We start from the raw sequence: 24,202 nt of genomic DNA, 5'->3' as shown, positions 1-24,202 counted from the left end.
TTTGTATCCACGGTAGGATTAGATGAAGAGATGGTCAGAGAATATATCCAGCACCAAGAGAAAGAGGATGAGCACTATGATCAGCTCAAGCTTGGTATGTGATGCCACCTTTAGGTGGCTCCAATTCTTGCCCCTTTGAGGGGCTAACAGTAATAAGCCTCCGGCTTTGCCGGAGGTAATTTAGCTAATACGGCAAGATGAAGCTGACAAAGCCAGTTTTGATTTTGAAATGGAATAACACCCGTCAGCGTAATCCCCATATCAGTCGCACTATCACCATTCAGATCTATTTGTAGCGTCTGTGTCGTATTGTCATAAAAAGGGAATAGGCAACAAGCTTTGCTAACTTGGTAATGTATAAATATTAGGAATTACAATTGGTGAGGCTATCCTCCTGATCGGCATAACAAGCATCACCGTTAATGTGAGTACCACCATCGACATGTAGCTTATCCTATATGAAATGATTCAAAGTGCATAGGCGGTAAAGATCTGCTCGATGGAACAACCTTCCTTTTTTTAATAGATTTGGCTTGAGCCCATTTTGGCTCAATGTCATTGAAGTCTGGAGAATAAGACGGCAAGTATTCAAGCATATGCCCGGCATTGGCCAAGGTGGTTTGGATATCCTGCCGTTTGTGGAACGTCGCGTTGTCCATGACAATCACGCAAGCAGACAGGAGTTTGGGCATAAGGTCCTGCGTCACCCACGCTGGAAGATGTCGGCGTTGATATGCGCTGTGAACAGGCCCACGGTCAGGAGCGCCCCTTTGATCAGGGCGCCGATGACATTGGTTCGACCTGTTGCATGCCAATCCTTTACACTATGGCAATGCTCACCCCCAGGTGCGTAGCCATGCGTACGTGGCGTATCATGAGCAAAGCCACTTTCATCAAGGTAAACGATGACGCGGCCTTCGCGCTTATAACCTTCAATTTTTTTCCTGGAAGATATACCGCTCTTCTTCGCTGGCCTTTGGGTGACGCAGGCTTTTTTTATAAGACACGCCCAGACGCCTTAAAGCATAATTGATGCGCCTTAAGTGCTGACGCCAAGCCGTTTGGCGCGCTCGTACTGATACGCGTCTGGATAATTCTTGACATCCTGCGCCAACATCTTCATGTCGATCTTGGTTGCAGGTTTGTTACGGATTGTTCTGGGATCGGGAATTTTGATCCAACGCGTCAAACTGGCTACCCCTACGCAAAAACGCTTGGCTACTTGCGCGAGGGTAAGTTCTTCCTTCTCTCAAACGGATAATACCTTACGGCGAAATGATATCGGATAGGTCATCCGTGAATTATAGTCAATTTATAATGGGATTTGCTATAACTGCGCTCTTCATTCTGCTGGTTTTCAACCAGCTTTCGCCCCTAAGGGGCGGGGAATTGAACTCCCAGAGATTAAATGTGTAAAGAAATCTTTCATCTGTCCATCAATTATTTGATAAAGAAGTAATAACGATGGTTGCTTTATAATCCGCTGATATAGACATTGAAGATGGCGATATCAACACTCATGAGATTGATACGAAAATTTTCCGTATCGACATGATCATTCTTTGTGGTTCCAGTTATTAACTGATCTCCGATTGTTAACTGATAATCATGGAGATGCTTAGCTTCCTGATAGAGCGAAATTACGATACTGACAGACCCCTCTCTGATACAAATTGCATCAATAAGACAGCGTGAGTCTTCAGTTACAGCGGTTAGTTTCAATCGAAAATTAGTATCCCTGAGAGAAATACTCTGGTCCATTTCTAGAGTAAAAGGTTCACCAAAACCAACTTGCAGCAATGGCTGTTCGCTAATTTTTGTTAACACAAAAATGCCATTAGATTGTAGCTGCATCTCAGCACCATAAACAATCTGTTGCTGATCAATAATGGCATAGGGAATAGTAAATAGATTATTTTTCGTTGAAAACCGTACTTGATCATCTGCTTGAACGATCGGATTTATTGTCATCCATAATAATCCCTGGAACAAGCATAGAATTGATTTTGTCCACAATACTCTATACATAATTCCCCCATTAAAAATGAGAAACGAATAGTAATAGCACGATCTATAAAAGTCTATGAGACAAATCACATGCTATGTGAAAAAGAATTGAGTCAAGCCGTCTTAATAGCATAACAGTTACAATCCTCATAAGATGTTCCACATAGTGTCAAAAAATATCTAGGAGAATGATTATGAATGGATATCTAAAAGTGCTAGTTGTGTCTTACGGGCTGTATATTAGTAATGCTTGGGCAGAAGATGCGCCCAGTTTTAAAAATAATATCCTCAAAATACCTCGAGTCGACACATCTGAGCAAGTAGGGAAATATCAAAACTCTGAATTTAAGCTTGCGCCTGATGGTCGTTGGGATCTGTTGCATGCAAATGAAGCCCAACGAGCAATTATTGATGCAATTGAAATCAAAATATTAGAAAGTTTTCCAATGCAAGTTCACGTGCTGGTATCGGGCTTTCTTCCTACACCCTGTTATCATCTAGGGCCGATCAATAAACGTTATGCAGACAATCAATTTGAAATCGCAGTGAATATGACCCCTCCTCCACCCGATACAGGATGCATTACAGTTTTAGAGCCATTTGCGATTACTATACCATTAGATGTATACGGATTACCGAAGGGATGCTATCAAATCTACGTGAATGACAAATCGGGAAGTTTTGAGCTGAGCACGGATAATCAAGTGGAGATGCAATTGCTTATGGAGAGCGAGGATTGAATGAGAACAGCAATGGATTATTACTACGACAGTAATTCCCTAAGAATATGAGATTAACTGACGTTTTCGTAAACTAATGTCCATTTAGTGCCGGTTGTTGAGAGAGTATTTACATCATACGTCAGTGCATGAATGGATGTAAATTTTATGATGAAAGAGCGAATCCAGCTTCAAGTGCTGGAGGTTGATAACCCAATACGCTATGCCGCCTGATAGTGTTTACCTCACTAGCCCACTGGTTCATGATAGCTTGCACCTCATGAACACCATGGAAGATTTCTCCGTTGAGCATATTATCACGCAATGTTCCATTAAGGCTTTCATCTATCGGAAGCACATTAGTGAAATCCTCAACATTCATCCAATAGAGGTGCTTGTTACTTGCGGGAGGCACAAGACCCTGGAAGGAAATTTTATCGAAGGAATCGTGAGCGCCAAGCTCCCAGAAAAGAAGGTAGCCATGAGCTGGTACAACAGCAAGAGGTATCAAAGGGTGTAGCTAAGCGCCGCCATTTAATGGAATGCTGCGACGGAGTATTCGTTGATTGACAACTTTAGCAAAAAGAGTGTTTAATTTTCTTATCCGCAGCGTATCAGTATTCGCAGGAGATAAAACTACCTACCGACTACAATGGAATCATTGAACCCCGAGGTAAGGACATATGGAAAACCCTGCTAATGAGTCAAAAGAGGACAGCCCGGATTCAGCGCTAACGACTAAGGAATTGCTGACGAAATTCGAGTGTGTAACCCGTGCTCTCAGAACTTTGAGTGCCGGCAATCATACTTTATTGCACGCCTCGGACGAGCAAGAATTGCTGCACGATATGTGCCAAGTCATTGTAGATAAAGGTGGCTACCGCACGGCAGGCGTCGTATATGCGGAACACGATCAAAACAAGAGCATGCGTTGGATGGTAGGTATCGGCGTAGACAACGCCTTTATGGAGGCACTGCATTACACTTGGACCGATACAGAAATGGGCCACACTGCGGCTGCAACCGCAATCCGCACTGGTAAACCCTGTATAGGTAGGCACATCCTCACTGATCCAGTCTATGCTACTCCTGCCTACGCCTCGATGCGCGAGTGTGCAAACAAGTTTGGCTTTGCAGCGGTTACCGCTTTTCCCCTGCGGGTGGAAGGAGAAGTGCTCGGTGCCTTGGTCATGGGCGCGATTGAACCCAATGCTTTTGATGAAGAAGAAGTGAAGTTGCTCGGAGAATTGGCCGATGACTTGGCCTATGGCATCACCAACCTGCGCATGCGTATCAGCCAACTAGTATGCGAAGCTACCATCGCCCGCTTGGCTTATTATGATCCGCTGACTGAATTACCCAATCGCACCCTCTTACTCGAGCACTTACGAGACGCCATTCAAACCGCTAAACAACAACATCATGCCCTTGCTCTCTTGCACCTGAACATTGGCCGCTTTCGTGAAATCAATCAAATCTTGGGTTATGACGCGGGCGATCAATTGCTGCAACAACTCGCTCAACGCTTGGCGCGTACTATCAAGAAAAGCGATACCTTGGCGCGAGTCGAAGACAGCGCATTTGCCTTGCTCTTGCCCAACGGGGGGGCTGACTATGCCGTGCAGGTCGCACAACAGCTAACCCTGGTATTGCATGACCCCATCGAAGTAGCAGGTCTGCTGGTCGATCCTCGCGTCAATATAGGCATTGCTCTCTTTCCCGGTCATGCCACCGAGGCGGATGTTTTGCTGCGGCGTGCCAATGTTGCTACTCATGAAGCCAGCCCTGCCCGAGGCGGTTATGCTTTCTATACCGGAGGACAAGAGCAGGAATGCACCCGGCGATTGTCCTTAATGGCGGATTTACGCCAAGCAATTGAACAAAATGAATTATCGCTGTACTGCCAGCCCAAGGTTGATATCGCATCGCGGCGCGTATGCGGGGCCGAAGCATTGGTACGCTGGCAGCATCCCGTGCATGGCATGCTCTCCACCATAGATTTCATCAAGCTCGCTGAGCATGCCGGCTTGATGACTCCGTTGACCAATTGGATGCTCGATGCAGCTTTTCGTCAAAGCTATACCTGGCATGAAGAGGGATTGGAGCAAGCTTTGTCGATAAATTTGTCCGCGCATGATTTATACCATCCTCTGCTCATCGACCGCATACAGGGCTTGTTTTCTACTTGGGGAATTCGATCGGAGATGATTCAGTTTGAATTAACTGAGAGTGCCTTGATGGAAGATCCAGCAGGAGCGTTGGAGACATTAACAAAATTGAAGAAATTTGGTACCCGGTTATTCATTGATGACTTTGGTACAGGATATTCGAGCCTGAGTTATCTGCAAAAGTTACCGGTGGATTCAATCAAGATTGATCAGTCGTTTGTCATGCCTATGGTGACAAACAGCGACTCAGCTGCGATTGTGCATTCGACCATTGAGATTGGGCACAATCTTGATTTGGAAGTGGTAGCGGAAGGGGTGGATAGTCAGGCTGTATGGGATCACTTGGCAAAGCTGGGGTGTGATATAGCGCAAGGCTATCTGGTAAGTAGGCCGATGCCGGTAGAACAATTCAGCAATTGGGAAAATGAATGGGCACGTATGTCATCTTAGTATTTCAGATGAGGTTCTAGCAATGTGTATTGAATGAATCAATCCACATTGCCTCTCCAAAACTGTACTGCTCTTAGCTATATTGCGCAAGCTTTTTAAGCGATTGTTGATATCTGTCAGGCATTGAAGCTACCTTCGATAGTCAAACTTGCACCCGCTAGTTCACGAACTTCAAGATGATTCGCTGCGCCACGGCTTTGTCGGTACGCGACGATGCTATGTATAGTAACGTGAGTTCGACATAAGAATCATTACACTACGACTGGAAGAGCTTGAGGGAGTCAGATATTAAGGGATGGTTTCTTCTCGCGAAAGGTGTAAGCTACCAGCCCAGCTATTAGATTAACAATGAAGTTAATAGACCACGATGACGGAAATGCTCTGTTTATGAGATGCTATGCATGAAAATATATGTTATGTCGAAGCCAGATTGGAAATCCGACGCTCACTTCAGCGCATGCACCAGTGTAATACATAATTATAATTATATAACAATGGCTTACACATTAATAATTTTCTTACCCGTCCTCAAGCCAGTGACCGTCGGATTAACAGTCCGGGTATCAGTCGCATATGCTTACGAATAGATGAAGAACCCAAAGTAGTTTTTTACCTGGCACCGAACCGGCACGGACAAACCGAACCGTGGCCGAACCTGAGCCACTCATATGGCGCGCTTCTCCCATCCTCCCTCATGTAAAACCACGGGTTGCGGCGGTTCCCACCGAACTCTTTCTGAGCATCGCACCGAAACCCGATGGCTGCGAGCCTGAGTTCGGGAAACCGGCAGAAGGGACGCAAAATTGCCCGGAGCGAGGCCCGAGGGGATCGGATAGTGGGTGGTAGCCAGCCAGCCCAGAAAACGGCTCCACAGCGGCCAGCTATGCGTACACTGGTGTAGTAGCCTGCACCTACACAACTCTCGCAACCTAGGAGAAGAACAGGCAAATCGGCTCGCCAAACTCAAACTGGATAGCTCAGATAACTGATTTATTATGGTTTGAGTTTGATATTTTGTTGAACATATGTGGTTTCGAGAATAACCTGTCGCAATACATCAAGAACAATTTTGCGTTTGCGAAGCCCTTCAGGTCTGCGATGAATGCCCAGCAGTACTCCCCAACAGCCTTTCTCTTTAATATAGCCCGCTTCTATTTTTCACGTTGAAGCCTAACGACGTGGTTAAGCTGGGTGCCAGCGTCATGCAACGCAAAGCGAACCCTACAGGGTGCAGGACTTCCGAATGTGAGACACGGTCTGCCTGTCACACAGCTTCAACCACATGTTATGGCGCGACGATCTTCAAAGTCTCAAATCGGGATGCTTTCAAATGGTAGAGGGCCTGTCTTTCCATGGATCTGCTCGATGGCGGCGTTGACCTCGGTAACTGTGGTAGTCTGGAGCACTTCGTTATAGAAAAGTTTCATGCGGGCTACGTCGTCAGCCTGGAAGTACCAGAAGAGGGTGGTAAGTGGCGACAACCATGGAGGTTGATAATCCGTTTTGTAGTTGACAGGGGTGCGACCAAAAGCGCCGTTCATCGCCGCCAGCAGAGAGGAAGCCATTGTGCTCTTGCCTTGCGGAGGCATCTGGTTGAAGAGATACTCGACCAGGGAAACGAACGCTTTGCCGGTAGGCGTGGATCGGATAACAGTTCCGACTCCCAGGTGTGCGTCCTGAGCAATTAACTCAGACATTCTGCGGAGGGCTTGTGCGTGCGAGACTTTACCCTCAGCGCCTTCTACTCCAAAAGCGGTGGTGGCATAATAGCGCCTGTCCGCGCCTGACAAGTGGGTGGCGAGCACCGAAATAGAGTCCATTGATGGCGTCCCGAGGTCCGTCTCATCTCCTCGGAATAGGCCGTCAATTCCTCCGTCAACACAAATCACCGTATCAATGGAGAGCTTCTGAACCAGGTGCTGGTACGCCTCTGCTGTTGGGGCGACTCCCTGCTTGTCAAAGCAGAAAATGCTCTGCGTTTCGTTTCTGTTTGCATACCAGCGAGTCACATAAAGCTCCGGAAAATACCACTCCGGGCTGGCCGCATTCGATCCAATTTCCAGCAGGTTGGGCATGAGCCATGAGGCTCCAGAAACCTTGCGGAGGTCGGTGAACGAGTAGTTGGCAAGGAACACCTTGTGTCCGCGTGCAGCCAACTCGAATACTATGGGCATGCCGCAGACAACATCGAATCCGCCGCCAGCGCCAGCCATAAGAACACGGCTCTGTTCAGGAAGGTCAAACGGTACTACGGTCATGTTTATCCCCGTTGCGCCATGATAAGGCATTATATAGTTGCGTTATATGTTTCATGCTTTTGGCATTATACCTCATGCAATCACATTTGTAGAGTTTGGATACAGTTGAAAATTTTGGTTTAGGAGCGCTTTTATCTGCTCGCTAAAAGTAGAACTGATTTTGTTGAGGCAGTCGTCAATAATAGCTGTGAATTGATAAAATGATTTGTAATAGCATGTTCATGCTATCTCCACAGATGGCTCAATTTAAGGGTAAAACCGCCTTTGAGTGTAACAAAGGCTTAGGGAGAGAAATACGTCATGTGAAAGCAAAAATGACTCCTTATTCCAGACTCATGCCAGTGACCGTCTGATTAACATTCCGCAACTCAGTCGCTCATACCTACAAATAGACAGAGAATCCAAAGTAGTTTCTTATCCGGCCCCGGACCAACCCCGCACAAATTGAACCGGGGCCGAACCTCAGCCATCCATTATGGCTCGCATCCCCCCTCATATAAAACAGCGATTTGCGGCAGTTCCTACCGAACTCCTTCTGAGCATCGGCCGAAACCCGATGGCGGCGAGCACTGGCGGGGGAAACTGGCAGATGCGACACAAAATTGCCCAGGGTGGAGCCGATGGATCGGATGATGGGTAGCAGCCACCCCGCCCCGAAATGGGTCTGTAGCGGCCAACTATGCGTGCGCTGGTGGGCCACAACCTGCGCCCTACTCCCTTCCTCCGGCGAACAGACCTTAGGAACCCGCTGCGCTTTCCAGAAGTTGGAGTGTATTTTCAATCGTATCGATACGGCCAATGCTTGGGCCAAAGGCATCACCGACTACGAACACATCTCCGTTCTTGATTCCTATGTATGCATTGGTGGTTGGGTAATAGCGGTAGATAAAACCATCTAGCTGTTGATTACCTCCGTTTGCAGGTGGAAAATATTGTGGAAACAATTGCTCGGCATAAATAAAGATCTTTTGCTCCTTATTAGGTGCTACAGCCGCCACCTCGACTTCCAATTCTCTATACTGCGGAAGACTGTCGTAAGGATTGGGAAAACTATCATCAGTTACGTACAGACTCCCCACATAGTTTGTGCCGGTCTGACTGAACGCCTGTATCATTTGATGCCATGTTGCGTTATAAACAATGTGAATAAACCGTTCTTTCGGGTAATTTTGCTGCCACTGTGCTGGCTTAAATTTTACGTAATTCCTCATGCTATCCTCAAATACCACTAAATTATCAGCAACTGGTTTGCTTAAGTAAATTTCGTCAGGCACTACTCCTGGAGCTCCCGTTACTGAGTAATGGCTACTTTTATTCTTGATGTAGTTATATATTTGCTCGTAGTACATGATGTTTTCATCCGTTCCGTCTGAAGCCATCTCATCGATAAAGAAACCATCAATCGCATAGAAGGCTATGTAGTTATCAATTTCGATAGCAATGTCGATCAGTGGGCGATCTCCATAACTGGTAAATACATATGCAATCACCTTTCCTCCAGCTGCATGAACTTGATCAATAGCCGTAACATAGCCAGGGTCAACGCTTGTTCCAAAACCATTGTCTGGGTTAAGAATTGCTGTAGTAGGTACTATTTGAGCTGATGCAGCTAGGCCATCCCAGTAATCCAGAGTCCGGGAATCTGATGGGTGGAAATAGGCTGGAACAAAAAGATTAGTGGCATAAATGTTCGCGCTGAATGCTACTGACAAATAAGCTGCAGTAAGGAAAATCAAGTCTTTTATGCTCATGTCAAATATATCCCAATGGAACTTATATACACTATTTTCTTACCTCTTCCTATGCATAGATATCGTACTTAAGTCTTAGGAAATTACTTTCGATAGACGGTGGATAGTTATCTAGCATAATTAGAACTGCTACCGTTTTCTGATATTGTTCCAATCGGCGCAATTAGGATTGATCCCTATCCATAGCTTCCTGGAAAAGAACAACGGCAAAAAGTCCCATTGAAATAGCGTCTCAATCCGGAATGATGATTCAGGCTTTGCTCGCCGAGAGAAACGCCTCTGGATTACCATAGCCGTTGGCCCCGGCTGGTGAGAGTGAGAGCTAAAGCGAAATCGGGTTGGGATTAGGCAGAATGAACTCCACGAGATTGCCCTTCCACGGCCCGCCAGAGCACACCGGATGGGGTTGGAACCATGCACACCCGGCAACTCACCCCGCAGCGGCCACTATGTGTACGGGGAAGACCAACCTGCTACTCTCACGGTAGAACCCTGAAAATCATCGCTGCCAACTTTTAACTCACGCCTTCATAGCTTGAGGTAAAGGAATTTAAAAACTCTATTCTCAGATAATCTCCTGGAAAGCTCTCCTTTATTGGCAGAACCCACCCACATTAAGCCGTCCACCTGTCGCAGTGGTACTAGAGAGTGAAACTGTCGAGATGGTATTGTTGAGGATGGCAGCTTTGATGTCCGAAGCTGCCGCCCCGGAATGCATTGAGGCATAGAGAGCTGCTGCTCCTGTCACGTGAGGGGTGGCCATGGAGGTACCGCTATACGATGCATAGGTGTTATAAGCAAGAGTAGACCAGACTCCTGATCCTGGAGCGCCGAGATCCACGGATGTTGCTCCATAGTTTGAAAAAGAAGCTTTTGAACCATTACTGGTAATGGCTGCAACAGCTATCACACAGTCGTATGAGCCATTCGAAGTACACTGATAGTTCGACGGGTAATTGGGTGTGGTGTCATTGTTATCACCCACTCCATCTGACCCGCCATTTCCTGCTGCGGCAATGAATAAGATCCCTGCATTTCCACCTCGATTGATCGCATCAAGTAATGCTTGCGAGAAACCGCCGCCGCCCCAGGAATTATTAGTTGCAATGATGTTCAGCCCATGACGAGTCTTTAAGTCAGTTATATAGTCAATAGCCTTGACAGCATCCGCTGTCGTACCGCCATTCCTGCCCAGGAATTTAGCTGATATATAGGTGACATTCCAGTTGACTCCTGCAACGCCTTTGCTGTTGCCACCAGTAGCAGTAATTGTGCCAGCGACATGGGTGCCATGTTTGTCCAAACTACCCCGGTTGCCACCATCGTAGATGGTATTGTTATTGTTACTAAAATCCCAGCCATGAATATCGTCAACATAACCGTTGCCATCATTATCTAAACCATCTGAGGGATCATAGCCGTTTGTCCATACGTTGGCCTGCAGATCGGGATGAGTATGTTGAATCCCTTCATCTATAATGCCGACGTAAACATCATGATTTCCTGTACAGCCCGCTGCCCAAGCTTTCCCGCCTGACTGCCATAAGCATTTGAGGGAGTAGTAGTCTCACCATACATTCCCCACAGTGAGCCATTAGTGTAGTAAGTATCGTTAGCTGTAGCTTGATGGGTATAAACCCAATTCGGCTCAGCAAATTCGACAGCAGGATCATCTTTTAAACTTTTAAGAGCAGCATTTTGCGGTAAATCTGGCTGGTAATGAACCAACACCAAATTACCGCGTCCTTCAGATATCATTGGCTGGGTTCGAATGTGTTCCAAGGCTTCACCATTAATTTTGCTGAGTACACGCACTTCATCCTCCTCTGTGGCAGAGGGCCGAAACTGTACCAAAAGCTCACCAGGTAGAGAATTTGGCTGGTTAGAAGCAACAGGATTGTTGTTTTCATTTCCCTTTGCCTGTGCAGAAGATAGTGACTGTGAATGAAATAAGATCAGTAACAAAAATACCAGTATATTCTTCATGCGAGTTTCCCTAGAGTTAAAAATGAAACGGCGTAGTCATACCATAACTATCTTATGGATTCGGCGAAATGAAGCTTATAGCGAATTCAGAATAAATGCCATTGTACTAAAGTGCAATATTGTTAAGCCCAATGATAAGCCTCTGCTCTTACCTCAAAATACGTCACAAACTGACTTAAATTAAATTCAAAAGTCCTCAGCACAAAATAATCCGCATTCATTTATCCATCTGGCCACTGACAAAACATGCATATATTACAAGGGTGGCAAAAAGAAACTTCATTGGGTAATGCTCCAATCCGGATGGTGGTTCAGGCATTGCTCGCCAAGAGAAATGCCTCGGGATGATCACTAGATACACGATCGGCGGCACCGGTTGATGCGAATAGAAGTTCAAGCATAGTCGAGTTGGGCTTAGGAGCTGTTTCGAAATTGTGAGTTCTGGATTAAATTTTCTCAGTTTCTTCCAGCGGTGTTGTGATGATTCTTATGTCGAACTCACGTCAGATTACACATTTCTTCAAAAATTGAGACAATTGATAGTATCTGTCCTTTCTCATTACAGCTTAATTCAAGATCAGTAAAAGTGAGATTAGCTAATTCTTCCCGTCACGCTCAAGAGTAATAATTAATATGCCGTTAGTATAAATTCATGTTGCATATTTAACATGAACTCTTGATTGGGAAAAGTGAGAAACTGATCCCATCTATTAATCAAGCGACAGGAGAGACTGTTAGTTTTTTCTGTGCAGCGTATAAATTAAAAAGGAAATTACAATGAACAAGCATATCCATAAGATTTCAGTTTTAGCCTTTGCTATATCTATGTTTTCAACTCCTATGTTGGCGGCTGCGGCGTCCACCATTAACGTGATAGATCCAGCCGAGCTTGTCGCCGATGGTGCGGGTGTTCTGTTGTCATTTGAGATCACTTGTGATCCTTCTTTTGGTCCCGGCAGTCACATGTTTGGAAGCGCGCAACTCGTCCAACGCTCCGGAAACAAAGTCAATTCGGCCTATAATTTTACTTCTAGTGATGCATTGAACTGCGATGGTACGCCCCAGGTATTCCAAATTCTTATGACAGGCTCTGGAAAAATATTTCATAAGGGTTTGGCCGCCGTACAAGTTCAAACATATATTAACGATCCTTCTTTCAGTATGAGTGAATCTGCACAAGTCACAGAAGAGATTCAAATTGTTAAATAATGCAATCTCAGCAGCTCTAATTCTTCACCATCACTGCTTGGGAATGAAAGCTGGAGCAAATTGAGGAGTATAGTAAATACCCCACCGGAATGCTTCCTTATCACTCTCCACAACCGGTGGGGCTTTCTTTTTGCATCTACTTCTGCCTGAACCAGAAGCAACGGGATAAGGTGCGCGTTAACTTAATGTTAGTCCTGGATAAGAAAAGCAGCGAAAGGAATCTGAACTCCTTATGATGAAGGGATTCTAAAAAAGAGTTTCATCAATATTCGTGAGAGGAAACCTTCACTCATTATCAGACACCTTCAAGCTTTTACTATTGTAGTGGCGTGATCCTTATTTCGAACTTAAGTTTATATAGGTAATTGCCTTTTGACCTTTGGCCCAATAAAAAACCAATCCTCAGCACATTATCGGCTGTGTGCGACCATCAATACTGTCACGAATGGCCAGAATATCAGTGGTTGGCGCGATCTCTGGCACCAATGCTGCATGATACCAGTCGTTCAGGCTGGAATTTGGATATGCCAGGACAAAACACCCGCACATGTCGTCGTATCGTTACCCGTCAGATAAGTGTTTTATACTGTACACCTCATCTGATAACGTTTAATATGAGTTATCGATGCGGCATATTTGCGAAGAGAGAACCACACAGGCAAGCCTAATGCATACCGCCTTCGCTGTATGGCCCACCTGATGGAAGAGTTGGAGTTAGTAATTAGTGGAGTGGAGGTCGAAGGATATAGCCAGCCACCAATTGATAGCGCCGGTTGGCCAGAGCGAGAGCTCAAGTGAATTCACGTTGGACTTATGCAGAACGATCTCCATGCCATCACTTATCCACGGGCCACCGAAAGTGCACGGGATGACTACCCCCATGCCCGCCCCGCGACCGCCCCGCAGCGGCCCACTATGCGCGCCCGAAAGGCCAGTTTGCGCCCCACCCTCCCCAAAACCGCGGGGGCGGGACGGGGCCGACAGGCACATAACCCGCCGCACCTGCCTTTCGCCTACCCCGTCTTCCGCCGCTTCGCCCGTTTTATCTTGGCCGACACGCTGTTAGCCGCAGATGTAAGTTTAGACTTGGTTTGACAATAAACGTTACCGGAATGTGATCTATCGCCAAATATCAACTCAAACTAGGCGGCTACAGATACATGGCGGATTTATGTTCGTTCTGTATTATCTTGATGAATTGCCCAAAGGCACTGATTTGTTAATACCCACTGTTAATTTCCCTTTGACGCAAGAACACTGCCGCAAAGATGGAAAAATCTTGGGATCAAAGAGTTATGGCATTCAGCTACAAATGCTATGGCATCTTGTCTCGGTAATAATTCCTCTTGAAAAGAAATCTTTCCATTCTGATCACGCACAGGGCGTTTGAATTGGTACTCCTCAAACTCCAGATTCTTGTAATTATTTGCGATTCTGATTAGATATTTGTGTTTAGTGGTATTAACATAACCCTTCACTTTGTTAAAGGTTGGATCAAGCATAAAATCACTCAGCTCATCATAGAAAGAATAGCCATCATACTTCTTCACAAAGCTTTCGCTCCATTTAATGCTTGTTGAGTCTGGATTTTGAAATACCGGAATAAACAAATTCAGCAGGTATGGAAATGAATCGAGTAGTGCATGCAGGCTATTAAGAAAAGCGACAATATTAGCTTCATACACATAGCGTACTGTGACATTTTCTCCCTTTCTTCGATATTGAGAAATTCGATCTAAAGCTAAATCGACACTTTCAGTTGAGTTCACTAGATTGAAGTAATGGTACTGACAGTATTGGAGCCACCGATGAATTGACTGGCTCGATATCCAGAGCCTTTGAATAAGCTCGTCATTGCGAGAACCAAGCTCTTGTTTACGTAAGCTTACGAACTTTCCAATCTCGATCTGATTATCCATATTTCCTTGCAGGTACCTTGGCACTATAATGTTATTTTTTACTCGCACATCTTTTGCGTCGAGTGAAGTGATTGTTAAGCACCTTCTTTCTTAGTGATTTCTTCATACCAATTTCTTTGGTTTTCTGGTAGTAATATTGGGACACCAAATTGTATTCGGCTAACTCTTGTATCTTTTGTCGCTGATTCCCCTTTAATATCTGCGCCAATTCCAGCTATTTTAAGACCTCCACCCCCTGCCGTTTTATCACTAGACTCAACTGTTATTGCCACATCGAAATCAATAATTGTTGATTTCAATCGAGCACTACTTGATACCCTTGCATTTTTTGGATATTCATGGCCCCCTTCTTTACCGGGGACAACAAATGCACCAACTTTTTCTTCATCTTGGGCTTGCCTAATCCCTGATAGAACTTTTACGATAACTGATTTTATAAATTCATCTAACTCCATTTATCTCTCCAGTTTTGTTTTGAACGCTTAACAAATCATTATATATTTTCTATATATCTTCTATACTTCTGATATTGATATCATCAAAGTTGGTTAATTTGTCATTCTTGCTAACTGTATATCATCCTTAATGGAATAATATACAGCTCTGGAAATGTAGATAACACTAACTATCTCATATCTTTCTGTTTTCCATTTGAGCGGTTTGTCAATGAAATGCTAATTTGATTTCAATTAATTCCCTGTTATAAGGAAGGAGGAAACGATACCCCCTTAACCTCGCCCCTGCTGCCATTACCATGGCGACATGAATCGAAAACAACTCTCACAAATTAATCTTTTTCTAGGCTTGGCAGTGTGCGCCATTTCCGTAACACATGGCTAGTAAATCCAGTCATTTTCTGCGGGTGAATTCCGCTCAACTGATGGTCGTCCTTCTGATGCACCGCACTGGTTTATGAAAGCAGCCTTGGCAGCGGACTTGATTGCCGAATATAGAAGCTGCGTAAACCACATGGGTGGACTATGAACACCAAACATTGCTCTCCACACAAAACGGCTATCACACCAAATCAGCAAGACTGATGAATGTGATTGGCACACTAAATCAAAAATACGGACGCAATACTGTGTCGGTATTTTCTGCAGGAAGCAACACATCCTGGAGCATGCAACGCGAGAGCATGTCACCTTGTTACACGACGGATTGGCAAGAAGTACCAGTCGCATACGCGCATTAGCCATACTGAGCAATTACATCACTGGTGCTCACTGTTGATAAGCGCGAAAGCTCAAGCGGAGCCGCGTTGGGCTTAAGCGGAATAATCCCCACATTATCACCCGTCCATGGGCCGCCGTATGCGCACGGGATGACTACCCCCATGCCTGCCCCGCAACCGCCCCGCAGCGGCCGACTATGCGCGACTGAGGGGCCGGTTTGTGCCCCAATCACCCAAGAATCGATGAAAAGCGGCAGGTGCATCTGCTAAAAATAGGTGTTCGTTAATGAAATTGAGGATTGCCCGCATCCCGGTTAAGTTCTGAAAGTCATCCCTGCTATTCCTCGGCACAATCACTCAAGTTCTTGAATCCAAAGTTTATCTTATCGCCCGCTACTTAGAGCACCTGTGCAGTTTTTTGAATTGGATTTTAAACTCGTCTTTTCAGCTCTTTTTATGATTGATTAAGCTAACTTTCACTCTGAACGTCTTTCGCCTGAAACGCAAAATGCTCTAGAAAATCAGTAATTTTTGCTGTCAATTGAGTACGAATTATTTTAATTTATGATCGCTTGTCAGCAATAAAAATGTATGCATTTTAATTATTGTGTTTATTTTTGTTATTGCTTAGCATGATTATAAGATCAGATTAAAATGGTATAGTCATTTTCCCTATAGAGAGGTTGATTGAAGCATCGTTTTGGCGATTTAACTATGGCGCTATATGGAATATTAGCCCGCACCGGTGTTGGCTTCAGCCAATATTTATGGAGATAACTCCGGCAGTAGATAGCTTCATTAGGAATTGGGAAGTCTATCTGCGACCTTCCCTGTCTCTTGGAGAACAGACTAAATTCGTCAGTACTCACCAACTACAAGGAACTTATATATGGAACCTGAGCGCCAAGATTATAAGGGGCATCACATCGAGCTACGAGTACGCGATACCGGTGAGTTACGTGCTCTTGAAGTTGAGCGCGAGCGTGGACTCGAGCTGCTTATTGACAATAAACCAATTCCCTACGGCCAGCTGCCTGATGGTTCATATGCTTTGCATGAGTATGCCTTTGATTGGAGCGACAACCTGATGGACCTAGCGAAAAAGTTCATCGATTACCAGGACAAGGCCAATATGATCCGGCACGAGTCCGACGCTAATGAGGGGAAATGATATGGGCATCCGCAAAAACTACCGCAGCCTCACGGATGTAGAGCGCGACCGCTTCATTGAAGCACTCTTCAATGTGAAATCAACTGGCTTCATTGATGAATTTGCCCGAATACACGCTGAGCACTTTTTTATGGGCATACATCAGAGCTCACATTTCCTGCCTTGGCACCGAGAAATGATCCTCCGCTTTGAACGTGAGCTGCAAAAGTTTCACTCGGAAATTACGATTCCCTACTGGGACTCGACAGTAGACCGTAATCCGTCTAGTCCATTGTGGAACAATAATTTTCTCGGCCAGTTCAATTCAGAATGGGGTCTTAGACGAGCACTTGGCTCCGGTCCCCTGTCGACACTGCAAGAGGTTGAGTCGAATCAAGGTCGTGATAATTACGATACCTTCTGGCGAGAGCTGGAAAATCCTATTCACAACCGGCCGCACGTCTGGGTCGGTGGTGTCATGGCTAGTGCCGCCTCACCCGGTGATCCGGCTTTTTATCTCCATCACTGTTGGATCGATATGCTCTGGGCTCGGTGGCAACTCGCACATCCTGGCGCACCTTTCATGTCGAGTGGCGCAGGTCTAGGTCTAAATGACCCTCTGATGGAGTGGCCAGATCGCACACCAGCAGACGTACTCGACCATCATGCTCTCGGGTATACCTATGATTTTGAAAACCAGCTCAACACTGGTCAATTGTTGTCCTACGGGGACGCTGGAACTCCTGGCAATGTTTCGAACCCTATAGTTGTCGGCTTCGGCGGGTGGCAGAACTTCAAGTTTCTCTTCGCTGGTAAAAACGCTATCGGTGAGAACCGTATCTACGCTGTGGATCAGAGCGGCCAACTGCTGTCCTATGGGGACGCTGGAACTCCTGGTAATGTTTCGAACCCTATGGTCGTCGGCTTTGGCGGGTGGCAGGACTTCAAGTTTCTCTTCGCTGGGAAAAAAGCCATCGGTGAGAACCGTATCTACGCTGTAGACCAGAACGGTCAACTGCTGTCCTACGGGGACGCTGGAACTCCTGGCAATGTTTCGAATCCTATGGTCGTCGGCTTCGGTGGATGGCTGGATTTCAAGTTCCTCTTTGCCGGTAGGAACGCTGCTGGTGAGAACCGCATCTACGCTGTAGACCAGACTGGCCAATTACTCTCTTACGCGGATGCCGGAACTCCGGGCAATGTTTCGAACCCAGTGGTCGTCGGCTTCGGCGGATGGCTGGACTTCAAATTCCTTTTCTCTGGCGTGAACCTCTCCGATGAGAACCGCATCTATGCTGTGGATCAGAACGGACAGCTACTATCCTATGGAGACGCCGGAACTCCTGGCAATGTTTCGAGCCCTGTAGTCGTGGGCTTTGGCGGATGGCTGGATTTCAAGTTCCTTTTCTCAGGTATGAACCTCTCCGGTGAAAACCGTATCTATGCTGTAGTTGCCTAACAATCACTAAATTCCCATCCGACGCCTGAAATAATCCCTCGATATAGCCGAGGGATTACCTTTTTTACACCGCTATTTACACAGTTAAATCAGAGATACGGACATGAGATCGTAGCGGTATTTTCAGTGAGTAAAAATAAACCCTGGACGATGCGGCGGGAAAATAAGTCTCCCTGTTACACTACGAAGTGGCAGGATGTGCCGATCGCAAACGCGCATTAACCATACTGATCGGTTACACGACCGGTGCTCACTGTTGATGAGTGCGAGAGCTAAAGCGTAGTTGCGCTGGGTTTAAGCAGAATAGTTCCCACGCTATCGCCCGCCCACGGGTCACCGAAAGTGCACGGGATGACTACCCCCTTCCCCACCCCGCAACCGCCCCGCAGCGGTCGACTATGCACGCCTGAGGGGCAGTTTACGCCCTACCCTCCCCCGGAAATCCCGGCGGGCGGGCCGGGGCGGCCGGCGCCCGCGTGACACCCCGCTTCGGGCCGCTCCCCTACCCCGTCTTGCGCCGCATCGCCTCCTCGATTTTGGCCGGCGCGCTGTTCGCAGCTTCTTGAAGTGCCTCTCAAAATGCGTAGAAGATCTTTTAGAGAATGATGCAAAGAAGCATATAGTTTATATTGTGTAAAAACTTCCATTTCTTGACGATAACTAAATTACAGATAATTATGGACACTCAACATTACACTCCAAAAGAAGTAGATGATGCGGTAGCTGAAGAGCGAGAAAGATGTTTATCGATGTGCCGTATGGTGATGGATCACCATTCCGAAATAGCTAAAATAGCCGCACAAGAACTTGATGAGGAAAATAAGCACTTCATAGAAGGTCAGATCTCAGGTGCAAAAGATTGTATTGAAGCTATTGAAGGGAAATGGGATAAGAATGCTGCTGTGCAGTCACCAAGAGCCTATCCATTTACAAAGTAACCTTCTTGTAACCATCCCAGTCATCCCGATCAATTCCTGTTAAGGTAGCCAATGACATGGGCATCAACTCCTCAACATACCTACTATTTACATTAACCGGTGACGATATAGGATCGGTAGCAAACTCAATCACCATTGGCGAATAAATGCGTCCTTTGTACTTCATGGCAACCATTGTTGCTATGCAGAACAATTATCGGTCGAACTAGAGCGCGTCAATAAGGACGTTTAGTGCGGCACTACCGTTTATGGCCTTTACCGATCGCACACGCACATTAACCATAATGAGCGGTTACACGAGCGGTACTCACTATTGATGAGCGCAAAATCTCGAGCGGAGCCGCGCTGGGTTTAAGCAGAATAGTTCCCACGCTATCGCCCGTCCAGGCGCCATCGAGTGCGCACGGGATGACTACCCCCATGCCCATCCCGGGATTGCCCCGCAGCGGTCGACTATGCGCGTCCGGGAGGCCGGTTTGCGCCCCACTCACCCCAAAATTGCCGGGAGCGTGGGGCCAACCGAGCACTACTCAGGACTCAGCTTTAGAGAACTCCTTAGGTTGCATTGTTTTCTTAATTTTGGCTGATACGCAATTGGATGCGTCAAGCAAAGTCTTCGTCGATAGATGAGCATAACGCATTGTCACTTTAGGGTCAGAATGCCCCAATATCTCCTGGACTTCATAAAGACTCCGCCCACTCTCAACCAGCCAAGAAGCGTGAATGTGGCGCGCATCATGGATGCGTAGATGCCCTAAGCCAGCTTTTTGCCGGATCCTATGCCATACCTTGGTGATTGTGGTATAGGGCTTGCCGGTTTGGCGATTGATGAATAGATACTCGAATCTGCCGCGTGTATCCAGCTGAGCCAATACTTCCATGGCACTCTCATTGAGAGGCACGGATCGTAGCCGCTTACTCTTGCTATTGATCGCCCTAATTCTGAGTACCTTTTTTTCCAGATCGACGTCTTTCCATTTAGCAGAAAGCACTTCATTTTGACGGCAAGCTGTTGATAATATAAATAAATATATTTGACAGACAATTCTGTTCTTGTCGGTACGCAGGACAGTTAACAATTTATCAAGTTCGGCATCGTTCAGATAGTGCTCCACTTTATTGTCCTCATAGAACAATGGAATCTTCGTTGCCGGATTGGATTCCAGGAATTCCCATTCTACGGCGAGATTGAGCGAATGCCTGATGACCTTCAGGATATGGTTACACGAAGCCGGCTTAAGGGATTCCCTAAAAGAATTGAGCAATGCCTGGATTTCAAATCGAGTGATCTGGCGCAGCAGCTTGTGACCTAGGATCGGCTTTATTTTCAAACGATAGATACGAATATCGTCATCAATGGAGCGCTTGTGTAAACTTTTGTGTGGTATGTAGTGATCCTCAAACAGCCGCTCATAGGTCAGTTCACTCTGTTTTGTCTTCCCATTATCACTGGAGTTGCGGCCAAGTGCGATTTCTGCTTTGAGCGTTTTGGCTTGCCGACGTGCTTCTGCGAGTGTGATCTCTGTGGTGCGACCGATCCTCTTGTGGCAGGTCTTTTTGGTGTGGTCCTTAAAGCGTAAATAATACGTTTTCTGATTCTGGCTTGTGGCACGCACTTCTATATAGAGGCCAGGCATGTCCTGATCGCAATATTCGATACGCGATTTGCCTTCGGGGCATTTCATTTGATTGGTGATGAATTGTTGACTCAATTTTATGATCGGCATGATAATTTTCTCCTGTAAATTGGATTAATAAATATTCTTGAATGTTGGTAAATTCAGTTGCGCTCTACTTACCGTGCGCTTGGATTAACGTAAAAATGGTGGATGGCACGGCGGGGCAACTCAGTGCGGTACGCAAAGGTGGTAAAAAAGGCGGTGGTCGTGCTTTCGATGCCCTGCCTCGCACTACGGCCGGTTCGGCCCGCTTTCACCACCTTTTCCACCTTTTTCCGGCAGGCTGCACGAAAATGTCGGCCCAATGTCACTTTCCCCCTGCCGATATTCATGTTGAACCGGGCGAGGAAAGGCGGTAAAGGCGGTGCGTGCGGCCGAAACCCAAGTGGGGCAAAGCACTCTGGACGCCATCTTTGCCACCGCCTTTTCGGACTTCATCGCCTCATTTACCTGCTATGGCGAAAATGTCATGGATCACTGTCAGTAGCCATCATCAGGCTCGGGATTCTCACCTGACTTGGCGCCACTGACTCGATCAGAGCCCAACAGCTCATCCTCTTCCTCATATCTATCCTTTCTGCGCTTCACGGGCGCAGGCGAGCCCGGGGATGGGACGTAGACCACCCTCCAGGCGAGCCTTCCATCTGCTTCACACTTCTGGAACTCATAACCAGCAATGATTCGATTGGCATTTTTCTTCAGAAACCAGCCCAGCTTGGAGCGGTTGATATTACCCTTAGGATCGACAACGGGAAGCTCATACAACGCTTGCTTAAGGTTTCTACCTTTGTTATCGTCATATATGTGTTCGATCACCTTGCGGACCGTGGTCGGTCGGGAGCCAAAAGAATGGTTCCATTCAAGCAGCAACTCTCTCAGCACATCTGCATCAGGATCGTGCGTGATTTGTTCAATCAGTGCGGTGGCCGGATCAGGGTAGCCGAGCCAGATCAAGGGGTGTCGGCAATAGTCCAACCAGGCGCCGCTGTAAGTCGCGATACTCGGCACGTCAGCACGAGGAGAGCCCGCTTTTCTCCATGCCTGAATGATGCTCAGCACGGCGGATACATAGCGCCCTCTGTTTTTCCGAACCTTCTCAACGGGATGACTAGAGTAAGATAAGGTTGCAGGCGTAGAACAGCGTGGATCAAGATGAATCGTGAGCACACGCCGCAACAGATCGCGTACTGGACCGACATTATTGCCAGACCCCAGAAACAAGGTGCGCGTGCTGACCGTGGCTGTTTTACTGACACCCAATATCCGGTCGGTAATTTTATCGGTGGTAAGCATCCGTTTGATAATCCCGTGCGGTATCCAATCGGTATCCATGTCGTCAAACTCGATGACAGCAGGATTATTCAACAACAGAGAAAGGATGACTTTAGTAGCTTCTTCTGACGTGGTAGGGTAACTCACCTTTATGTTGGCAGCAGGCCCAGCGAATACACCTATCAATTCACACAAGTATGTTTTACCACTTCCAAAAATAGGGGCTTGGTTGTGAAATCCCGGGGCGTAAGCAAGTGTGATTCGGACCACCGCAGTAATCATGGCAGCGATTGCTGCAGATTTGTCCGCATTGGATACTAAATGAAACTCCTTCAGTAACTCTTCCAACTGAGCCAGTGCTTTTTTGGCAGCTTCAAGCGTTGGCTCTGGAAGGATGTAATCATTTGGATCGAAGACACCGAAACACTGTGAGATCGCATCATATCCAGGCTGGAGCACCAACTCACCATCGGATTCTCGGAAATAGGGCTGCCTGACGATCCCCGCCAGCGGGGGCAAATAACGGTAACTTCCAGCGTGGTAAAGAATCGTGATGTGTTGAGTTGGCGGGTCACAGCGGACCCAATCTTTAACACGTCCATCGTATTTTTCCCAGTTAGCAGCTATTGATAGCTCCTTGGTCAAGGCGCCTGCGCTGACCGGGACAATCGATGGATCCCTTGTCGCCGGGTCGATCGCGATCGATACAACCAGCCCGCCACTTTGAAAGTAGTGACCCTGATCGGCCAATACTTTCTCCGCCGCATCTATCACCCGGGAGAGTTCTCCAGCTATGACACGGACGCTCGGCTTGTGGCGGGCCTCAAGTTCGGTGATACCCAAGGATTCGAGCAGCTGCCGAATGCGATATTGATCTCCATGCGAATGATGGCAGCGGAAAACACCTAGAGGGGAACGCTCATTTGGCTCAATATAAGCAGCGCCGTCATCCAACCCATCGGTATGTTCATGCACCCAGGGACAGGTGATGTCATGTTTGCCCGGCCCAAGCGGCTTCTTGTAGCGTCCGTGTTCTATTAGTGCGCTGACCACTGGGTTTTCTGCCGCTCTGGGTATCAGAACGCCATCAGCCTCACCGTTAGCAGGCGTTGCTACCTTCTTCAGACTTATTGACGAAGCAGATTTTAGTCTTAGCCCCTCAATAATTTCTTCAGTCGTGTAGCGTTTATCAGGTTGCCATTTGACTAACCTGCAATGGGAGGGTTTACCTGCTGCATCAATATACTTGGGCTTGCCGTTGATGCCGACAGGAAGACGCACCCACCGGGTCAAAGGCCCGGATGCACCCGGATCGCAAAGGCCCGCACCGATCAGAGCCTTGAGTAGGCTCTCTGCTTCTGCTCCCTCCGTGATCGGTTTGGCTAGAATGATCCCGACCTGATAATTGCCGGGGCTGGTTTCGAGTTTCCAGGAAACTTTAAAGTTCTCTATTCGCTTTAGAGAAACCTTGGTGCCTACGTCATCAAGCACCACGCATTGGTAAGCAGCGAAACGCTCTTTGCGTGCTTTAAACGATTCATCCTCGCCAAGATAAAAGCTGGAACAGTTAAAGTAATTATTATGGTAGGCAGCCAATTGAGCCACAGCGCTGTCAACGCGCTTTGCTAACCATCCTCCTTGGGTGGGATCGCCCGGTTTGGAGCAGACTGCGGCATAGGCGCCCTCGGGTGTAGCCTTAAATATGGCAGCAACGAATTCAGCATTGGTGATCGCAATCTCGCCCTCGTCGTGTTCCATTGATTCTTCTGAAGGATGTGGCGGGAGCTGCTGATTGGGTGGGGCGGTTGGGACAACGAGCGTTTTGGGGTCAATTTCTTCCTGGGTGTTCTGCTGATTCTCGCTTTCATCCGCTTCCATCAGCTTAGTTTGAGAAACGCCGGATGGAGCAGGTGTTTTTGACGATGCGGAAACAACATTATCTTTAGCGCTGACCTCCTTTTGATCGCTCTGGGATATGAGTAAAGGCGACTTTGGCTTTTCTGGTGCCACTGATTTTACCTCCTTGAAGGTGATTAATGAGGGGCACCATTACATCGAATCTG

At 46.9% G+C, this 24,202-nt stretch carries 27 protein-coding genes and 3 pseudogenes; 13 read left to right on the top strand and 17 right to left on the bottom strand.

Annotated elements, in window-relative coordinates:
• Positions 1–102, top strand: a pseudogene (locus tag BM122_RS25200) (IS200/IS605 family transposase); the annotation flags it as partial.
• 347 nt (positions 103–449) lie between these two features.
• On the opposite strand, the pseudogene BM122_RS12560 reads toward BM122_RS25200, so the two are convergent.
• From BM122_RS12560 to BM122_RS12550, 3 genes and pseudogenes are all read right to left on the bottom strand, one after another.
• A pseudogene (locus BM122_RS12560) lies at positions 450–907 on the bottom strand (transposase).
• A gap of 132 nt (positions 908–1,039) precedes the next feature.
• Entirely contained in the window at positions 1,040–1,189 is a 150-nt protein-coding gene (locus tag BM122_RS24200; protein WP_218152075.1) for an IS630 transposase-related protein, read from the bottom strand.
• A 284-nt stretch (positions 1,190–1,473) separates the two neighbouring features.
• The gene (locus tag BM122_RS12550) at positions 1,474–1,971 is read right to left on the bottom strand and encodes a hypothetical protein (protein ID WP_074905871.1); all 498 of its coding nucleotides are present in this window, start codon (positions 1,969–1,971) and stop codon (positions 1,474–1,476) included.
• 230 nt (positions 1,972–2,201) lie between these two features.
• Here BM122_RS12550 and BM122_RS12545 point away from each other — a divergent pair, with 230 nt between their 5' ends.
• Entirely contained in the window at positions 2,202–2,747 is a 546-nt protein-coding gene (locus BM122_RS12545) for a hypothetical protein (RefSeq protein WP_074905870.1), read from the top strand.
• A gap of 145 nt (positions 2,748–2,892) precedes the next feature.
• Here BM122_RS12545 and BM122_RS26120 read toward each other — a convergent pair whose 3' ends face one another.
• Positions 2,893–3,108 carry an integrase core domain-containing protein gene (locus BM122_RS26120; protein WP_371264923.1) on the bottom strand — a complete coding sequence of 72 codons (216 nt, stop codon included), beginning with the start codon at positions 3,106–3,108 and terminating at the stop codon, positions 2,893–2,895.
• Here BM122_RS26120 and BM122_RS26115 point away from each other — a divergent pair.
• Entirely contained in the window at positions 3,007–3,246 is a 240-nt protein-coding gene (locus tag BM122_RS26115; RefSeq protein WP_371264922.1) for a DUF1330 domain-containing protein, read from the top strand. The two genes, BM122_RS26120 and BM122_RS26115, sit on opposite strands and share 102 nt — an antisense overlap.
• Before the next feature lie 163 nt (positions 3,247–3,409).
• Positions 3,410–5,344 carry a bifunctional diguanylate cyclase/phosphodiesterase gene (locus BM122_RS12535; RefSeq protein ID WP_074905868.1) on the top strand — a complete coding sequence of 645 codons (1,935 nt, stop codon included), beginning with the start codon at positions 3,410–3,412 and terminating at the stop codon, positions 5,342–5,344.
• 281 nt (positions 5,345–5,625) lie between these two features.
• Here the strand turns inward: BM122_RS12535 and BM122_RS26110 are convergent.
• Positions 5,626–5,726: pseudogene (locus BM122_RS26110) on the bottom strand (IS982 family transposase); the annotation flags it as partial.
• Positions 5,727–5,989: 263 nt separating this feature from the next.
• Here BM122_RS26110 and BM122_RS22465 point away from each other — a divergent pair.
• Positions 5,990–6,190 carry a hypothetical protein gene (locus tag BM122_RS22465; protein ID WP_143083432.1) on the top strand — a complete coding sequence of 67 codons (201 nt, stop codon included), beginning with the start codon at positions 5,990–5,992 and terminating at the stop codon, positions 6,188–6,190.
• A 464-nt stretch (positions 6,191–6,654) separates the two neighbouring features.
• Here BM122_RS22465 and BM122_RS12530 read toward each other — a convergent pair whose 3' ends face one another.
• Positions 6,655–7,602, bottom strand: coding sequence for a DUF1152 domain-containing protein (locus BM122_RS12530; protein WP_177198131.1), 948 nt, complete (start codon positions 7,600–7,602; stop codon positions 6,655–6,657).
• Positions 7,603–8,077: 475 nt separating this feature from the next.
• Between BM122_RS12530 and BM122_RS23365 the strand changes: the two genes are divergently transcribed.
• Entirely contained in the window at positions 8,078–8,242 is a 165-nt protein-coding gene (locus tag BM122_RS23365) for a hypothetical protein (protein ID WP_177198130.1), read from the top strand.
• 97 nt (positions 8,243–8,339) lie between these two features.
• Here the strand turns inward: BM122_RS23365 and BM122_RS12525 are convergent, their stop codons facing one another.
• The 3 genes from BM122_RS12525 to BM122_RS24190 all read right to left on the bottom strand — a co-directional run bounded on the left by BM122_RS12525 (position 8,340) and on the right by BM122_RS24190 (position 11,339).
• Complete coding sequence (locus tag BM122_RS12525; RefSeq protein WP_074905866.1) at positions 8,340–9,353, bottom strand: spherulation-specific family 4 protein; 1,014 nt, start codon at positions 9,351–9,353, stop codon at positions 8,340–8,342.
• A 592-nt stretch (positions 9,354–9,945) separates the two neighbouring features.
• A complete protein-coding gene (locus tag BM122_RS24195) occupies positions 9,946–10,797 on the bottom strand; it encodes a S8 family peptidase (RefSeq protein ID WP_256212037.1) in 852 nt (283 codons plus the stop codon).
• Positions 10,798–10,826: 29 nt separating this feature from the next.
• Positions 10,827–11,339, bottom strand: a complete 513-nt coding sequence (locus tag BM122_RS24190; protein WP_218152074.1) for a S8 family serine peptidase — start codon at positions 11,337–11,339, stop codon at positions 10,827–10,829.
• 777 nt (positions 11,340–12,116) lie between these two features.
• Between BM122_RS24190 and BM122_RS12515 the strand changes: the two genes are divergently transcribed.
• Positions 12,117–12,548: a hypothetical protein gene (locus BM122_RS12515; protein WP_074905865.1), complete on the top strand. Its 432-nt coding sequence runs from the start codon at positions 12,117–12,119 to the stop codon at positions 12,546–12,548.
• Between the two features lie 402 nt (positions 12,549–12,950).
• Here the strand turns inward: BM122_RS12515 and BM122_RS23360 are convergent, their stop codons facing one another.
• The 3 genes from BM122_RS23360 to BM122_RS12500 form a co-directional block, all read right to left on the bottom strand.
• Positions 12,951–13,097 carry a hypothetical protein gene (locus BM122_RS23360; protein WP_177198129.1) on the bottom strand — a complete coding sequence of 49 codons (147 nt, stop codon included), beginning with the start codon at positions 13,095–13,097 and terminating at the stop codon, positions 12,951–12,953.
• 683 nt (positions 13,098–13,780) lie between these two features.
• On the bottom strand, positions 13,781–14,467 hold the full coding sequence (locus BM122_RS12505) for a hypothetical protein (RefSeq protein ID WP_074905863.1): 687 nt from the start codon (positions 14,465–14,467) through the stop codon (positions 13,781–13,783).
• Positions 14,468–14,541: 74 nt separating this feature from the next.
• Positions 14,542–14,922, bottom strand: coding sequence for a hypothetical protein (locus BM122_RS12500; RefSeq protein WP_074905862.1), 381 nt, complete (start codon positions 14,920–14,922; stop codon positions 14,542–14,544).
• A gap of 388 nt (positions 14,923–15,310) precedes the next feature.
• On the opposite strand from BM122_RS12500, the gene BM122_RS26105 reads away from it, so the two are divergent.
• Both BM122_RS26105 and BM122_RS12495 read left to right on the top strand, forming a co-directional pair.
• The gene (locus BM122_RS26105) at positions 15,311–15,451 is read left to right on the top strand and encodes a phage protease (protein WP_371264924.1); all 141 of its coding nucleotides are present in this window, start codon (positions 15,311–15,313) and stop codon (positions 15,449–15,451) included.
• Complete coding sequence (locus BM122_RS12495; RefSeq protein ID WP_143083431.1) at positions 15,441–15,662, top strand: DUF4113 domain-containing protein; 222 nt, start codon at positions 15,441–15,443, stop codon at positions 15,660–15,662. Before BM122_RS26105 ends, BM122_RS12495 begins: the two co-directional genes overlap by 11 nt.
• Here BM122_RS12495 and BM122_RS12490 read toward each other — a convergent pair.
• Complete coding sequence (locus BM122_RS12490) at positions 15,659–15,874, bottom strand: hypothetical protein (protein WP_074905861.1); 216 nt, start codon at positions 15,872–15,874, stop codon at positions 15,659–15,661. The genes BM122_RS12495 and BM122_RS12490 overlap by 4 nt on opposite strands.
• A gap of 656 nt (positions 15,875–16,530) precedes the next feature.
• Here BM122_RS12490 and BM122_RS12485 point away from each other — a divergent pair.
• The 4 genes from BM122_RS12485 (at position 16,531) to BM122_RS12470 (ending at position 19,188) form a co-directional block, all read left to right on the top strand.
• Positions 16,531–16,812 (top strand): hypothetical protein, encoded by a 282-nt coding sequence (locus BM122_RS12485; RefSeq protein ID WP_074905860.1) that lies wholly within the window; start codon positions 16,531–16,533, stop codon positions 16,810–16,812.
• Position 16,813: 1 nt separating this feature from the next.
• Positions 16,814–18,250 (top strand): tyrosinase family protein, encoded by a 1,437-nt coding sequence (locus BM122_RS12480; RefSeq protein WP_074905859.1) that lies wholly within the window; start codon positions 16,814–16,816, stop codon positions 18,248–18,250.
• Positions 18,251–18,280: 30 nt separating this feature from the next.
• On the top strand, positions 18,281–18,472 hold the full coding sequence (locus BM122_RS26100) for a DUF4113 domain-containing protein (RefSeq protein WP_083398480.1): 192 nt from the start codon (positions 18,281–18,283) through the stop codon (positions 18,470–18,472).
• A 455-nt stretch (positions 18,473–18,927) separates the two neighbouring features.
• Positions 18,928–19,188 (top strand): hypothetical protein, encoded by a 261-nt coding sequence (locus tag BM122_RS12470; RefSeq protein ID WP_074905858.1) that lies wholly within the window; start codon positions 18,928–18,930, stop codon positions 19,186–19,188.
• Here the strand turns inward: BM122_RS12470 and BM122_RS12465 are convergent.
• The 4 genes from BM122_RS12465 to BM122_RS12445 all read right to left on the bottom strand — a co-directional run bounded on the left by BM122_RS12465 (position 19,178) and on the right by BM122_RS12445 (position 24,149).
• Positions 19,178–19,363, bottom strand: a complete 186-nt coding sequence (locus BM122_RS12465) for a hypothetical protein (RefSeq protein ID WP_074905857.1) — start codon at positions 19,361–19,363, stop codon at positions 19,178–19,180. The two genes, BM122_RS12470 and BM122_RS12465, sit on opposite strands and share 11 nt — an antisense overlap.
• A gap of 100 nt (positions 19,364–19,463) precedes the next feature.
• Positions 19,464–19,715, bottom strand: a complete 252-nt coding sequence (locus BM122_RS12460; protein WP_074905856.1) for a hypothetical protein — start codon at positions 19,713–19,715, stop codon at positions 19,464–19,466.
• 3 nt (positions 19,716–19,718) lie between these two features.
• Positions 19,719–20,915 (bottom strand): site-specific integrase, encoded by a 1,197-nt coding sequence (locus BM122_RS12455; protein ID WP_074905855.1) that lies wholly within the window; start codon positions 20,913–20,915, stop codon positions 19,719–19,721.
• A 432-nt stretch (positions 20,916–21,347) separates the two neighbouring features.
• Entirely contained in the window at positions 21,348–24,149 is a 2,802-nt protein-coding gene (locus tag BM122_RS12445) for a DNA-primase RepB domain-containing protein (RefSeq protein ID WP_074905853.1), read from the bottom strand.
• Positions 24,150–24,202: the final 53 nt, after the last annotated feature.

Source organism: Nitrosomonas communis (genome assembly GCF_900114745.1).
In the GTDB taxonomy this organism is placed as follows: domain Bacteria; phylum Pseudomonadota; class Gammaproteobacteria; order Burkholderiales; family Nitrosomonadaceae; genus Nitrosomonas; species Nitrosomonas communis_A.
The sequence above is the reverse complement of the archived record's forward strand: the minus strand, read 5'-3'. Positions and strand labels throughout refer to the sequence as shown.